Annotated in this window: 11 protein-coding genes and 1 tRNA gene; 8 read left to right on the top strand and 4 right to left on the bottom strand. The window is 70.6% G+C overall.

Features of this window, described 5'->3' with window-relative positions:
- The first annotated feature begins 129 nt into the window (after window positions 1-129).
- From OG2516_RS14610 to OG2516_RS14590, 5 genes are read left to right on the top strand one after another with little or no spacing between them, the layout of a single operon-like run.
- Window positions 130-1101 (top strand): sugar-binding transcriptional regulator, encoded by a 972-nt coding sequence (locus OG2516_RS14610; protein ID WP_007256480.1) that lies wholly within the window; start codon window positions 130-132, stop codon window positions 1099-1101.
- The gene (locus OG2516_RS14605) at window positions 1101-2066 is read left to right on the top strand and encodes a tagatose kinase (RefSeq protein WP_007256479.1); all 966 of its coding nucleotides are present in this window, start codon (window positions 1101-1103) and stop codon (window positions 2064-2066) included. Before OG2516_RS14610 ends, OG2516_RS14605 begins: the two co-directional genes overlap by 1 nt.
- The gene (locus tag OG2516_RS14600) at window positions 2063-3328 is read left to right on the top strand and encodes a D-tagatose-bisphosphate aldolase, class II, non-catalytic subunit (protein WP_007256478.1); all 1266 of its coding nucleotides are present in this window, start codon (window positions 2063-2065) and stop codon (window positions 3326-3328) included. The genes OG2516_RS14605 and OG2516_RS14600 overlap by 4 nt, the downstream gene beginning before the upstream one ends.
- A gap of 16 nt (window positions 3329-3344) precedes the next feature.
- Entirely contained in the window at window positions 3345-4100 is a 756-nt protein-coding gene (locus OG2516_RS14595) for an SDR family NAD(P)-dependent oxidoreductase (protein WP_007256477.1), read from the top strand.
- A 19-nt stretch (window positions 4101-4119) separates the two neighbouring features.
- The gene (locus tag OG2516_RS14590; protein WP_007256476.1) at window positions 4120-4848 is read left to right on the top strand and encodes an SDR family oxidoreductase; all 729 of its coding nucleotides are present in this window, start codon (window positions 4120-4122) and stop codon (window positions 4846-4848) included.
- 93 nt (window positions 4849-4941) lie between these two features.
- Here OG2516_RS14590 and OG2516_RS14585 read toward each other — a convergent pair.
- A tRNA-Ser gene (locus tag OG2516_RS14585) sits at window positions 4942-5031 on the bottom strand.
- 67 nt (window positions 5032-5098) lie between these two features.
- Window positions 5099-5782, bottom strand: a complete 684-nt coding sequence (locus OG2516_RS14580; protein WP_007256475.1) for a hypothetical protein — start codon at window positions 5780-5782, stop codon at window positions 5099-5101.
- A gap of 179 nt (window positions 5783-5961) precedes the next feature.
- On the opposite strand from OG2516_RS14580, the gene OG2516_RS14575 reads away from it, so the two are divergent.
- Entirely contained in the window at window positions 5962-9219 is a 3258-nt protein-coding gene (locus OG2516_RS14575) for a chemotaxis protein CheB (protein ID WP_007256474.1), read from the top strand.
- 77 nt (window positions 9220-9296) lie between these two features.
- Here OG2516_RS14575 and ychF read toward each other — a convergent pair whose 3' ends face one another.
- Window positions 9297-10394, bottom strand: a complete 1098-nt coding sequence (gene ychF / locus OG2516_RS14570) for a redox-regulated ATPase YchF (RefSeq protein WP_040615895.1) — start codon at window positions 10392-10394, stop codon at window positions 9297-9299.
- Between the two features lie 113 nt (window positions 10395-10507).
- Between ychF and OG2516_RS14565 the strand changes: the two genes are divergently transcribed.
- Window positions 10508-10927 carry a VOC family protein gene (locus OG2516_RS14565; RefSeq protein WP_007256472.1) on the top strand — a complete coding sequence of 140 codons (420 nt, stop codon included), beginning with the start codon at window positions 10508-10510 and terminating at the stop codon, window positions 10925-10927.
- A gap of 22 nt (window positions 10928-10949) precedes the next feature.
- Here OG2516_RS14565 and OG2516_RS14560 read toward each other — a convergent pair whose 3' ends face one another.
- Window positions 10950-12170, bottom strand: a complete 1221-nt coding sequence (locus tag OG2516_RS14560) for an NAD-dependent epimerase/dehydratase family protein (RefSeq protein ID WP_040615892.1) — start codon at window positions 12168-12170, stop codon at window positions 10950-10952.
- A 158-nt stretch (window positions 12171-12328) separates the two neighbouring features.
- Here OG2516_RS14560 and trpA point away from each other — a divergent pair.
- The coding region (trpA, locus tag OG2516_RS14555; RefSeq protein WP_040616085.1) for a tryptophan synthase subunit alpha at window positions 12329-13115 on the top strand (787 nt) is incomplete at its 3' end.

The following is a 13115-nucleotide window of genomic DNA, read 5'->3' as shown; positions in this document are numbered from 1 at the left end:
ACAGTTGATGCAACCGGTCGGGTGGCGATGCAACAGCGGATCTTGCAGATGTATGGGATACGTGACACCTGTTCGACCGGCGGGCGGTCGCGGCGAGGAACGACGCCGGGCGAGACGCGGAGGAACGGCATGCCGAGGGATGCGCAGGAGGACGGCGACGCCTTCATCAGCGAGGTCTGCTGGCATTATTTCATCAACGAACGGACGCAGGCGGAGGTCGCGCGGCTGCTCGGGGTGACGCGGCTGCGGGTCAACCAAGCGATCCAGAAGGCGCGCGCGCGCGGGATGGTGCGGATCGAGATCCTGTCGCCGTTCCTGCCGCGCTTCGAGATGCAGCAGGAGCTCTGCGGCGCGCTCGGCATCGGCAAGGCGCTGGTCGTCCCGGCCGACCGCGAACACTACGACTATCACAACGGCGTCGGCGCCGGGCTCGCCGCCCATCTCGGCGAGCTGCTGCGCGAGCGGCCGGTCGAGCGGATCGGCGTCAGCTGGGGGATGAGCATCGAGAGCGCCGTGCGCCGCCTGCCCCGCCTGTCCTACCCCGACCTCGAGGTGGTCTCGATGCTCGGCGGCACCAGCCGGGGCACCGCGTTCAACTCGTTCTCCATCGCCTCCGGCCTCGCCGAGCGGCTCGGCGCGCAATATTCGCTGCTCGCCGCGCCGGTCTTCCTCGCCGAGGGGGTCGAGCGGGAGTCGTTCCTCAGCCAGCCGCTCTTCAGCGATCACTTCGCCAAGTTCGAAACCCTCGACATGGCCATCCTGACCGCCAGCGACATCTCGCCCCGCTCGTTCCTGATCGCCAACGGCCTCCCCAGCGGCACCGACGCCGAGACCCTGCGCGCTGCCGGCGGCATCGGCGACGTGCTGGGGCAGTTCCTCGATGCGGAGGGGCGGCTGATCGACCACCCGATCGCGGCGCGCACCGTCGGCATCCCGATCGAGACCGTCGCGCGGGTGCCGCACAAGATCATGGCCGCCGCCGGGCCGCACAAGGCCGGCATCATCGTCGCCGCCGCCCGCGCCGGGTTGATCGACACCCTCGTCACCGACGACGTCACCGCCGAGCTGATCCTCGGCGCCCAAACGGCAAAGGAGCCCTGATGCCGCTCGCACCCGACAGCCTCGGCCCGACCGTCGCCGTGGGCGAGATCCTCGTGGAGATCGTCGCCACCACCGTCGGCACCGGCTTCACCGCGCCGCAGCCGCTCATGGGCCCCTACCCTTCGGGCGCGCCGGCGATCTTCATCGACCAGTGCGGCCGGATCGGCGGCGCGGCGGCGATGGTGGGCGCGGTGGGCGACGACGATTTCGGCCGCATGACCCTCCAGCGGCTGCGCGCCGACGGGGTCGACGTCTCCGCCGTCGCGACCGTGCCGGACTGGCCCACGGGCAGCGCCTTCGTGCGCTACCGCGATGACGGCAGCCGCGACTTCGTCTTCAACATCGCCACCTCCGCCGCCGCACGCTTCGGCTGGAGCGACGCGGCGGCGCAGCTGATGGCGCGCGCGGGGCACCTGCACGTGATGGGCTCGGCGCTTTCGATGCCGGCGGCGGTCGAGGTGATCGCGCGCGCCGTCGACATCGTCGCCGCCCGCGGCGGCACGCTTTCGCTCGATCCCAACCTCCGCAAGGAGCTGGCGCTCGACGCCGCGACCGAGGCGCGCTTCGCCGACCTCGTGACCCGCGCCGACCTGCTCTTGCCCTCGGGCGAGGAGCTGGAGCTGGCCGCCGGCGTGCGCGGCGAGGCGGCGGCCGTCGCGGCGCTGTTCGCGCGCGGCGTCGGCGAGATCGTCCTCAAGCGCGGCGCAAACGGGGCCACGGCCTTCCTGCCCGACGGCAGCCGCGTCGAGGCCCCCGCCTTCGCCGTCACCGAGCTCGATCCGACCGGCGCGGGCGACTGCTTCGGCGGCGCCTACGTCGCCTGCCGCCGTCTCGGGATGCCGCTGGAGACGGCGCTCGCCTATGCCAGCGCCGCCGGCGCGCGCAACGTCACCGTCCGCGGGCCGATGGAGGGTGCCGGCACCCGCGCCCAGTTCGACGACTTCATTCGGGAGACCCAACCATGAGCCGCGCCACGCTTGAAGACCTCGCCCCCCGCCACCGCGCCGGCGCGCCCGTCGGCATCACCTCGGTCTGCTCGGCGCATCCGCTCGTACTGCGCGCCGCGCTGCGCCACGGTGCGGAGACCGGCGCGACGGTGCTGATCGAGGCGACCTGCAACCAGGTCAACCACCAGGGCGGCTACACCGGCCTGCGCCCCGCCGATTTCGCCGCGCTGGTGCGCGAGCTGGCCGGGCGCGAGGGCTGCCCGGCCGGACAGATCGTGCTGGGCGGCGATCACCTGGGGCCGAACCCCTGGCGCGACCGGCCCGCCGAGGCGGCGATGGCCGAGGCCGAGGAGATGGTGCGCGCCTACGTGGCGGCGGGGTTCACCAAGATCCACCTCGACTGCTCGATGGGCTGCGCTGGCGAGCCCGCCGCGCTCGACGACGCCACCACCGCGACCCGCGCCGCCCGCCTCGCCGCCTGCGCCGAGGCCGCCGCGGGCGCAGAGCCGCCGCGCTACATCATCGGCACCGAAGTCCCCCCGCCCGGCGGCGCCGACCACACGCTCACGACGGTGCCCCCGACCGACCCCGACGCCGCGCGCCGGACCTACGAGGTCCACCGCGAGACCTTCGCCGCGCAAGGGCTGGAGGCGGCGTTCGCGCGGGTGCTCGGCCTCGTGGTGCAGCCCGGCGTCGAGTTCGGCAACGCCAACGTCATCCGCTACGACCGCCCCGCCGCCCGCCCGCTCGTCGCCGCGCTCTCCGACATGCCGGGCCTCGTCTACGAGGCGCACTCGACCGACTACCAGGGCGAGGCCCCGCTCACCGAGCTGGTGGCCGACGGCTTCGCGATCCTCAAGGTCGGCCCCGAGCTGACCTTCGTGCTGCGCGAGGCGCTCTACGGGCTCGACCTGATCGCCTCCGATCTCGTGGCGGGCTACGGCGAGCGGCCACTGAAGGCGGCGATGGAGCGGCTGATGCTGGCCGAGCCCGCAGACTGGCAGCGCCACTATCCCGGCAAGCCCACCGAGCGGCAGGTGCTGCGGCACTACTCGCTCTCGGACCGCATCCGCTACTACTGGGGCCGCCCCGAGGCCAAGGCCGCCGTGGAGCGCCTGTTCGCCGCGCTCGCCGGGCAGCGCGTGCCGCTGCCGCTGTTCTGGCAGCACCTGCCCGAGGCCGCCGCCTTCGCCGACGCCCCGCTCGACCCGGAGGCGCTGCTGATCGCGCGCGTCACCCGCTCGCTCGCCACCTATCACGCCGCCTGCCACGGCAACTGACCCCAGGAGCCCGACCATGTATCTCGACCGCTTCCGCCTCGACGGCAAGATCGCCCTCATCACCGGCGGCAACCGGGGCATCGGCCTCGCCACCGCCCGCGCCATGGCCGAGGCCGGCGCGCGCTGCATGCTCTCGGCGCGCTCCGAGACCGACGACAGCCGCGCGCTCGTCGCCGAGGGCCACGCCTTCACCGCCGGCGACATCACCGACCCGGCGACCCCGGACGCGCTCGTCGCCGCGACGCTGGAAGAGTTCGGCCGCCTCGACATACTCGTCAACAACGCCGGCGTGGCCGACGGCGGCGCCTTCCACGACTTCGACGACGACCGCCTCGCGCGGATCATGGACACCAACCTGATCGCGCCGTTCCGCGTCGCCCGCGCCGCCGTGCGCCCGATGCTCGCGCAGGGCGCGGGCAGCATCGTCAACATCGGCTCGATCTCCGGCTTCGTCGCCAACAAGCCGCAGCTGCAGGTCGCCTACAATTCGTCCAAGGCGGCGATCCACCAGATGACGACGGTGATGGCGTTCGAATATGCCGGCCGCGGCATCCGGGTGAACGCGCTCGCGCCGGGCTACATCCGCACCCGCATGGCCGAAGGCGGCATGGACCACCCCGAGATGAGCAAGGTCTGGGCCGACAACACGCCCATGGGCCGCTTCGGCACGCCCGAGGAGATGGCGAGCTGCGCGCTGTTCCTCGCCTCCGACGCCGCCTCCTACGTCACCGGCGCCACCCTCGTCGCCGACGGCGGCTACATCACCCACTGAGCGACAAGGACATCTGCACATGGCCCAGACATTCGACGGCAAGGTCGCCGCGATCACCGGCGGCGCCTCGGGCATCGGCCTCGCCACCGCCGAGGCGCTGCTCGCCCAGGGCGCTAAGGTGGTGCTCGTCGACCGCGACGCCGACGCCCTCGGCGCGCTGAGCGAGCGCCACGGGGCGCGCTGCATCGCCCAGGTGACCGACCTGCTCGACCGCGACAGCTGCGACGCGATGGTCCCCGAGATCCTCGACAAGGCCGGCCGCATCGACATCCTGCATTGCAACGCCGGCACCTACATCGGCGGCGACCTCGCCGAGACCGACCCGGCGACCATCGACCGGATGCTCAACCTCAACGTCAACGCCGTGATGAAGAACGTCCACGCCGTGATCCCCCACATGAGCGCGCGCGGCAGCGGCGACATCATGGTGACCTGCTCCGTCGCCGGCCACGCGGCGATCCCGTGGGAGCCGGTCTACTCGGGCTCGAAATGGGCGATCACCTGCTTCGTGCAGACCATGCGCCGCCAGCTCCTCGGCAAGGGCATCCGCGTCGGCCAGGTGTCGCCCGGCCCCGTGGTCTCGGCGCTGCTCGCCGACTGGCCCGCCGAGCGGCTGCAGAGGGCGAAGGACGAGGGCGCGCTGATCGAGCCCTCCGAGGTGGCCGACGCGGTCGTCTTCGCCCTGTCGCGCCCGCGCAACGTCACCATCCGCGACATGGTCGTGCTGCCCTCCGCCTTCGACATCTGAGCCGCCGGGGAACCTCGCCGCCTGCGGCACCGGCGGGCGGCGGCCGGCGGGCGGCGGCTCGGGCGTCGCTGATCTTCCGGCGATGGGCGGTGATGGCGGAGACGAAGGGATTCGAACCCTCGAGACGGTTTCCCGCCTACTCCCTTAGCAGGGGAGCGCCTTCGACCACTCGGCCACGTCTCCGCGGACGGTCCTATCGGCTGGCCCCCACTGGCACAAGGGCTTTGTTGACCGCTGCGGCGCGTTGGCGTCACGTCGTCGTCTCGGGCTCGGGGGCGTCGGGTTCGACCAGGTCCATGAGGTCCTGGCTGAGCCTAGCGGAGGCGGCGGGGCGGCCGTGGGCGAGGGCCTGGCTGAGGACGAGGTAGTGCAGGTGCAGGTTGTCGATGCGGGTGCGCAGCTGTTGCAGGAGCTCCTGCAGTGCCTCCTCCGGCAGCACGCCCGTCTCGCCGCGCTCGAGATGTTCGGCGATGTTGAAGAGCGGCAGCATGGCGCTCTCGATGGTGCGGAAGGCGAGTTCGTCGAGCTGGACGCGCAGCGGGTTGGCGATGCTGGCGGCCGGGTCGAACAGGCCGAGCAGCTGGCCGAAGAAGCGTTGGAACCGCAGCACGTAGAGGCTGGCGCCCGTGCTGCGGCGCGAGACGATCAGGCGCGGCTCCGACAGGATCAGCTCGCGCAGCACGACCCGCTCGTCTGGGAAGCTCCAGATGCCGGTCGGCTGCTCGGCGCGCAGCAGCAGCCGGCGCATCGCGCGGGCGGGATGGTCGCGCAGCGTGCCCGCGAGGGGGCGCGCGTCGGCGAAGGTGATGGCGATGCGGGCATCGCCCTCGGCCACCGTGACGGCCTGTAGGTTGAATTCCCCGCCATCCGGCTCGAACGTCAGCGCCAGGCTGCTGAACGTCGGCTTCAGGCCACGATCCGCGACCTTGTCCATATCTGCCTCCGATCCCACCGCGCATCATTAGGCCGCCCATTGGTTGAGATTCCGTTAACGCCGCGCCGCCGCGCCGGAGCAACGCCGGTTTCCGCTTTTCGCCCCCTTCCCCCCTGCGGTCCGACGGTCTAGGCTCGCAACGACAGGTTGTGGGGAAGAGTAGACCGGATGTCGTTTCGGTGAGAGACAGCGACGCAGACGCGCAGACGCCTCCGCTGCGTTTCGTCGGGATCGCGGCATCGGCCGGCGGGCTCGAGGCGGCGTCGCTGCTGATGCAGAACATTCCCAAAAGCGCCAACGCCGTCTACGTCATCGCCCAGCACATGTCGCCGACGCACAAGAGCCTGCTGTCGACGCTGATCGCCCACGAGACGGACCTGCCCGTCGCCGAGCTGCGCGACGACACCGAGCCTCTCGGCGACACGATCTACGTCACCCCGCCCAACTCCGACGTGACGTTCGAGGACGGGCGGCTGCGGCTGAGCGAGCCGTCGGGGCACCCGGCCGCGCCCAAGCCGTCGGCCGACCGGCTGTTCAAGAGCCTCGCGGCCGAGTGCGGCGACAAGTGCGTCGGGATCGTGCTGTCGGGGACCGGCAGCGACGGCAGCTACGGCGTGCAGGCGATCCGCGAGGCGGGCGGCATCACCATCGCGCAGGACCCGGCGAGCGCGAAGTACAACGGCATGCCCGCCTCGGCGATCGAGACCGGTTGCGTCGACCTGACGCTGACGCCGGAGCAGATCGGCCAGCATCTCGACAAGATCCTCGCCTCGCCGCGCGACTTCGACTCGCTGCGCCGGCTCAACGAGGAGCCCTCGAAGATCGCCGACCTGCTGCAGATCCTGCACGCGCGCACCCGCGTCGACTTCCGCGAGTACAAGGAGACGACGATCAGCCGGCGGATCACGCGCCGCATGGCTGCGCTGGGGATCGACGACTACGAGAAGTACGTCGATCATTGCCGCGCCTCCGAGCAGGAGGTCGACGCGCTGCACCGCGACCTGCTGATCTCCGTCACCCGCTTCTTCCGCGACCCGGAGCAATTCCGCCAGCTCCGGCGCGAGATCGAGCGGCTGATCGGGGGGCGCGAGGCGCCGCAGCTGCGGATCTGGGTGGCGGGCTGCGCCACCGGCGAGGAGGCCTACTCGATCGCGATCCTCGTCGCCGAGGCGCTCGGGGGGCCCGCGAGCCTGCAGAAGAACAAGCTGCAGATCTTCGCCACCGACATCGACGAGCGGGCGCTCGAGGTCGGCCGGCGCGGGGTCTACCCGATCTCGGTGGTCCAGGACGTGCCGCGCGAGTACCTGGAGAAGTACTTCGTGATCTCGGGCTCGGAGCTGACCGTGAGCAGCGAGCTGCGCGCGGTGACGCTGTTTTCCAAGCACAACATCTTCCAGGACCCGCCGTTCATCAAGGTCGACCTCGTCAGCCTGCGCAACGTGCTGATCTACTTCAACGCGAGCCTGCAGGAGCGCGTGCTCAATCGCATCCTCTACGCGCTCGCGCCCGACGGGCTGCTGTTCCTCGGCACCGCCGAGAGCGTGGGCAACCTCGACACCTGGTTCGAGGCGCGCGCGAGGGCGGACAAGATCTACGGCAAGCGGCGCAGCGGACAGCGGCCGAGCTTCGGCTCGCTCGGGTCGGGCGGCGGGCAGTCCGCGCTCGCGCGCGCCGCCGACCCGCGCGACGTGAAGGCGCAGGACGAGGGCACGATGTTCGACGCGCTCGCCCGCTCGGTCGCGCCGAACGGGTTCCTGGCGACGAAGAACGGCGACATCGTGCGGGTCTTCGGGGACATCTCGCGCTTCATCCAGGTGACGGAGCAGAGCGCGCTGTCGCTCAACCTCCGCCTGCTCAGCGCGACGATCCGCGACGAGGCGACGAGCCTGATGGCGATCGCGCTCAAGACGCGGGAGATGCGGCCCGGGCGCTGGCACGACTTCGAGACGGTGGGGGCGAACCGGGCGCGGCTGCTCTGCTTCCCCGTCGCCAGCCCGTCGGGGGGCGAGGACCATTGCCTGTTCGCGATCCACACCCGGCTCGAGCGGTCGGAGCGCACCGACATCGAGAGCCTCAGCGCCGACGAGCGCACCGCCTACGTGTCGCGGATCGAGGCGGAGATGCGCTCGACGCGCGAGGCGCTGCAGCAGACGGTGGAGGAGCTGCAGACCTCCAACGAGGAGCTGCAGTCGGTCAACGAGGAGATGCAATCGACGAACGAGGAGATGCAGGCCACCAACGAGGAGCTGGAGACCTCGAACGAGGAGCTGCAGGCGACGAACGAGGAGCTGATCACCGTCAACGAGGAGATGCAGGTCAACGCCGCGGAGCTGCAGCGGGTGTCGACCGAGCTCGCGGCGATCCTGTGTGCCTCGCCCTACGTGGTGGTCGTCGTCGACCAGGCGCTGATCGTCCGCCGCGCGTCGGACCGGGCGCTGCAGATGTTCGATATCGGACGGCTGCCCACCACCGGCTTCCACCTGTCGCAATGCGCCCTGCCGCCGGAGTTCCCGTCGCTGACCAAGATCGCCAGCGAGGTCTTCAAGCTGCGCACGCCGCGCACGCTCTCGCTCGAGAGCGGCGGCATCGCCTACGCGATCACCTTCACGCCCTATACCGACAGCCTCGGCCAGCTGATGGGGCAGATGATCACCGTGGTCGAAGTCGACATGCTGACCTTCGACGCGCTCTCCGACCTGATCCGCGACATGTCGGGCGCCAGCCACTGGCGCTACAACCTGCGCACCGGCCGCTTCGCCTGGTCGGGGCGGGTGGCGGAGATCTACGGCCTCGGGCACGGCGACAGCGAGCCGGGGCTCAGCGAGACCATCGGCTCCTACCATCCCGACGATGCGCCGCGGGTGGCGGAGATGTTCGATGCCTGCCTGCAGGACGGGACTCCCTTCAGCTACGAGGCGCGCTTGTTGCGCAAGGACGGGCGGGTCGCGCATGTCGAGGCGTCGGGGGCGCTGGTGCGCGACCGTCACGGCGAGCCGGCCTACATGGTGGGCGTGTTCCGCGAGACGGCGCCGTTGATCCGGGCGGAGCTGCTTGGCCGCGAGCAGGCCGCGCTGGAGGACCGGCTGGAGTTCGGCCACTTCATCCACGACACCGCCAACGGCGAGAGCCGCTGGAGCGACGGCCTGCGCCGCCTGCTGGGCGTCGACGACGCGACGCCGGCCTCGCTGAACGCACTGACCGAGCGCCTGCACCCCGACGAGCGCGAGATGGTCGCCGGCCTGCTGGCGAAAGCCGAGCGAGACGCCCTGCCCGTCGCCGCGCGCGCCCGGCTCGACGGGCCGGAGGGGCTCGATCTGCTATGCGAGATCCACGCGCAGGTGCGCACCGCGCAGAGCGGCGAGGTCACCCACCTGTTCGGCAGCCTGCGCGCCTTGCCCGAGGGCGAATCCGGACCGATCGGCCTGAAGAATATCTAACAACCCATCGCCACACCTCCTTCGCAGCCGGCACACCACCGTGCCTACCGCGAAGACGTTGCCAAAGCGTTGAGGCGTCAGGTGTTGAAGAGGAAATGCAGCACGTCGCCGTCCTTGACGACGTAGCCCTTGCCCTCGGCGCGCATCTTCCCCGCCTCCTTGGCCGGCTGCTCGCCGCCCAGCGCGACGAAATCGTCGTAGGCGATGGTCTCGGCGCGGATGAAGCCCTTCTCGAAGTCGCCGTGGATCACGCCGGCGGCCTGCGGCGCCGCGGTGCCCTCGCGGATCGTCCAGGCGCGCGCTTCCTTGGGGCCGACGGTGAAGTACGTCTGCAGGTGCAGCAGCTCGTAGCCGGCGCGGATCAGCCGGTCGAGCCCCGGCTCCTCGAGCCCCATCTCGGAGAGGAACATCTCCGCCTCCTCCGCCTCGAGCTGGCTGATCTCCTCCTCGATCTTGGCCGAGATGACCACCGAGGAATTGCCTTGCGCCGCCGCCATCTCGGCGACCTCGGCCGACAGGGCGTTGCCCGTCCCCGCCGCCTCTTCCTCGACGTTGCAGACATAGAGCACGGGCTTCGTGCTCAGCAGCTGCAGCATCTTCCAGGCCTTCTGGTCCTCGTCGTCGACCTCGACGACCCGCGCCGGCCGGCCGTCCTCCAGCACCGCCTGCGCCGCCTTCAGCAGCCGCTCCTGCTGGACCGCCTCCTTGTCGCCGCCGCGCACCTTGCGCACGATGTTCTGCAGCCGCCGCTCGATGCTCTCGAGGTCGGCCAGCATCAGCTCGGTCTCGATGGTCTGGGCGTCGGCGACCGGGTCGACCCGGCCCTCGACGTGGGTGACGTCGCCGTCCTCGAAGCAGCGCAGCACGTGGGCGATGGCGTCGACCTCGCGGATGTTGGCGAGGAACTGGTTGCCGAGCCCCTCGCCCTTGCTCGCGCCCTTCACGAGCCCGGCGATGTCGACGAAGGTCATGCGCGTCGGGATGATCTGCTTGGACTGGGCGATCGCCGCGAGCCTGTCGAGCCGCGCGTCGGGCACGGCGACCTCGCCCACGTTGGGCTCGATCGTGCAGAACGGGAAGTTCGCGGCCTGCGCCGCGGCGGTCCGCGTCAGCGCGTTGAACAGCGTCGACTTGCCCACGTTCGGCAGCCCGACGATCCCCATTCGAAAGCCCATGATCCGCACCCTTCTGTCTCGAACGCTGGGTGTCTAGGCGCTTCCTCGGCCCGCCGCAACCGCGCCCGTGCTATGCTGCAGCTGCGACTCATCCACGACAAGGAGACGGCCCCATGCACCCCATTCCCTACGTGTTCTTCAAGGACCAGTGCCGTCCCGCCTTCGAGCGGTACGGGCAGACCTTCGGCGCCCCGCCCGAGTTCATGAACTTCGCCGACATGCCCGACGAGACCCGCGCGCAGATGCCGAACATGCCGACCGACGCGGTCATGCATGGCGCCGTCAGGATCGGCGAGGGCTGGCTCTACGGCAGTGACGACCCCTCGGGCGAGACCCCGGCGATGAACGGCGTCAACATCCACGTCGAGCTCGACGACGAGGCCGAGACCAGGCGGGTCTGGGACGCGCTGTCGGAGGGGGCCGACATCCGGATGCCGCTCGAGCCGACCTTCTGGGCACCGCTCTTCGGCACCATGACCGACCGGTTCGGCGTCCGCTGGATGATCGCCCAGAAGCCCGACCAGCCCGCCTGAGGGCGCGCGGGCCGGCCCTCGCTCAGGAGGCCGGCTTCAGCCGCGTCGCCTCCGGGTCGGTGTCCACCGATTTGGCGATTTCCCGCGTCCACGCCGACACCGCCGGCACCCGCTTGCGGTCGATCCGGTGCGCGTACCTGCGGGCCACCTCGACCACCTCGTCGAGCAGCCCCTCGGCCAGCGTCGTCGGCTCGAGCCCGAGCGCGAGAAACTGCTCGTTCTTCACCACCAGCTCGTTCTCGGCGGCCTCCTTGCGCGGGTTCGGCAGGTAGGCGACCTCGGCCCCGGTCTTGGACGCCACCAGCTCGGCCAGGTCGCGGACCCGGTGGGTCTCGGTCATCTGGTTGAAGATCTTGACCCGATCGCCCGCCGCCGGCGCGTTGGCCAGCGCCAGCTCGACGCAGCGCACCGAATCCTGGATGTGGATGAAGGCCCGGGTCTGGCCGCCGGTGCCGTGCACGGTGAGCGGGTAGTCGATGGCGGCCTGGATCAGGAATCGGTTGAGCACGGTGCCGTAATCGCCGTCGTAGTCGAAGCGGTTGATCAGCTGCACGTGGCGGCGGGTCTGGTCGGTGTGGGTGCCCCAGACGATCCCCTGGTGCAGGTCGGTGATCCTGAGCCCGTCGTTCTGGGCGTAGAACTGGAACAGGATCTGATCGAGGCTCTTGGTCATGTGATACACCGAGCCGGGCCGCGTCGGATACAGGATCTCCTGGCGCGCCTTGTCGCCCGACAGCGTCTCCACCTCGACGTCGAGATAGCCCTCGGGGATCGCCGCGCCGACGCTGGAATAGCCGTAGACGCCCATCGTGCCGAGGTGGACGAGGTGGGCGTCGATGCCCGTTTCCACCAGCGCGGTCAGCAGGTTGTGGGTGGCGTTGACGTTGTTGTCGACGGTGTAGACCTTGTGACGGTCGCTCTTCATCGAATAGGGCGCGGCGCGCTGCTCGGCGAAGTGGATGACGGCGTCGGGCTTCGTCTCGGCGAGCCACTGCTTGAGCCGCTCGTACTCCTTGGCGAGGTCGAGCAGGTGGAAATTGATGCGCTTGCCGGTCTCCTGATACCAGATCCGGCAGCGCTCCTGGATCGAGTCCATCGGCGTCAGCGACTGCACGCCGAGCTCGGTGTCGATCCAGCGCCGCGACAGGTTGTCGACGATGGTGACCTCGTGTCCGAGATCGGACAGGTGCAGCGAGGTGGGCCAGCCCACGAAACCGTCTCCGCCGAGTACCGCGATGCGCATGGGCGCCTCCAAAATCCGCCTGTTTCGGCCAGACATATGCGCAAAGAATGACGGCGATGCAACGCAACCCGGCCGGCGGCCACCGCGGCACGGCGCCGCTTGATTTCCGCGCCGCCATGCCGCACACCACCGCCGATCAGGCCGGGGGACGACACCAGATGACACGCATCGACGCCAAGTTCGAAAGCCTCCGCGCCGAGGGCCGCAAGGCGTTCGTCGCCTACGTCATGGCGGGCGATCCCACCTACGAGACGTCGCTCGAGATCGTGCGCGGCCTGCCCGGCGCGGGCGTCGACATCATCGAGCTCGGCCTGCCCTTCACCGACCCGATGGCCGACGGCGCCACGATCCAGCTCGCCGGGCAGCGCGCGCTCGAGGCCGGGCAGACGCTGGAGAAGACGCTCGAGCTGGTGCGCGCCCTGCGCGAGAGCGACGACACGACGCCGGTGGTGATGATGGGCTACTACAACCCGATCTACAGCCGCGGCGTCGACCGCTTCCTCGCCGACGCGCGCGAGGCCGGCGTCGACGGGCTGATCATCGTCGACCTGCCCCCCGAGGAGGACGACGAGCTCTGCATCCCCGCCCAGGCGGCCGGTCTCAACTTCATCCGCCTCGCCACGCCGACCACCGACGACGCCCGCCTGCCGCGGGTGCTGCAGAACACGTCGGGCTTCGTCTACTACGTCTCCATCACCGGCATCACCGGCGCCGCCAGCGCCCGGGCGACCGACGTCGGCCCCGAGGTGGCGCGGATCAAGGCGGCGACGGACATCCCCGTCATCGTCGGCTTCGGCATCAAGACGCCCGAGTCGGCCGAAGCCATCGCCAGCGTCGCCGACGGCGCGGTCGTCGGCTCGGCCATCGTCGAGAAGATCGCCGCCGGCCAGCCCGTCGACGACGTCCTCGCCTTCGTGCGCAGCCTCGCCGACGGCGCCCACCGCG

The sequence above is a fragment of the Oceanicola granulosus HTCC2516 genome, from assembly GCF_000153305.1.
In the GTDB taxonomy this organism is placed as follows: domain Bacteria; phylum Pseudomonadota; class Alphaproteobacteria; order Rhodobacterales; family Rhodobacteraceae; genus Oceanicola; species Oceanicola granulosus.
Note: the sequence above shows the minus strand (reverse complement) of the source record. Positions and strands in the feature narration are given on the sequence as shown.

Bases quoted from the DNA above. Each gene is read 5' to 3' on its own strand.
- OG2516_RS14610 (WP_007256480.1), top strand. From the start codon at position 130: ATGCCGAGGGATGCGCAGGAGGACGGCGACGCCTTCATCAGCGAGGTC.
- OG2516_RS14605 (WP_007256479.1), top strand. From the start codon at position 1,101: ATGCCGCTCGCACCCGACAGCCTCGGCCCGACCGTCGCCGTGGGCGAG.
- OG2516_RS14600 (WP_007256478.1), top strand. From the start codon at position 2,063: ATGAGCCGCGCCACGCTTGAAGACCTCGCCCCCCGCCACCGCGCCGGC.
- OG2516_RS14595 (WP_007256477.1), top strand. From the start codon at position 3,345: ATGTATCTCGACCGCTTCCGCCTCGACGGCAAGATCGCCCTCATCACC.
- OG2516_RS14590 (WP_007256476.1), top strand. From the start codon at position 4,120: ATGGCCCAGACATTCGACGGCAAGGTCGCCGCGATCACCGGCGGCGCC.
- OG2516_RS14580 (WP_007256475.1), bottom strand. From the start codon at position 5,782: ATGGACAAGGTCGCGGATCGTGGCCTGAAGCCGACGTTCAGCAGCCTG.
- ychF (WP_040615895.1), bottom strand. From the start codon at position 10,394: ATGGGCTTTCGAATGGGGATCGTCGGGCTGCCGAACGTGGGCAAGTCG.
- OG2516_RS14565 (WP_007256472.1), top strand. From the start codon at position 10,508: ATGCACCCCATTCCCTACGTGTTCTTCAAGGACCAGTGCCGTCCCGCC.
- OG2516_RS14560 (WP_040615892.1), bottom strand. From the start codon at position 12,170: ATGCGCATCGCGGTACTCGGCGGAGACGGTTTCGTGGGCTGGCCCACC.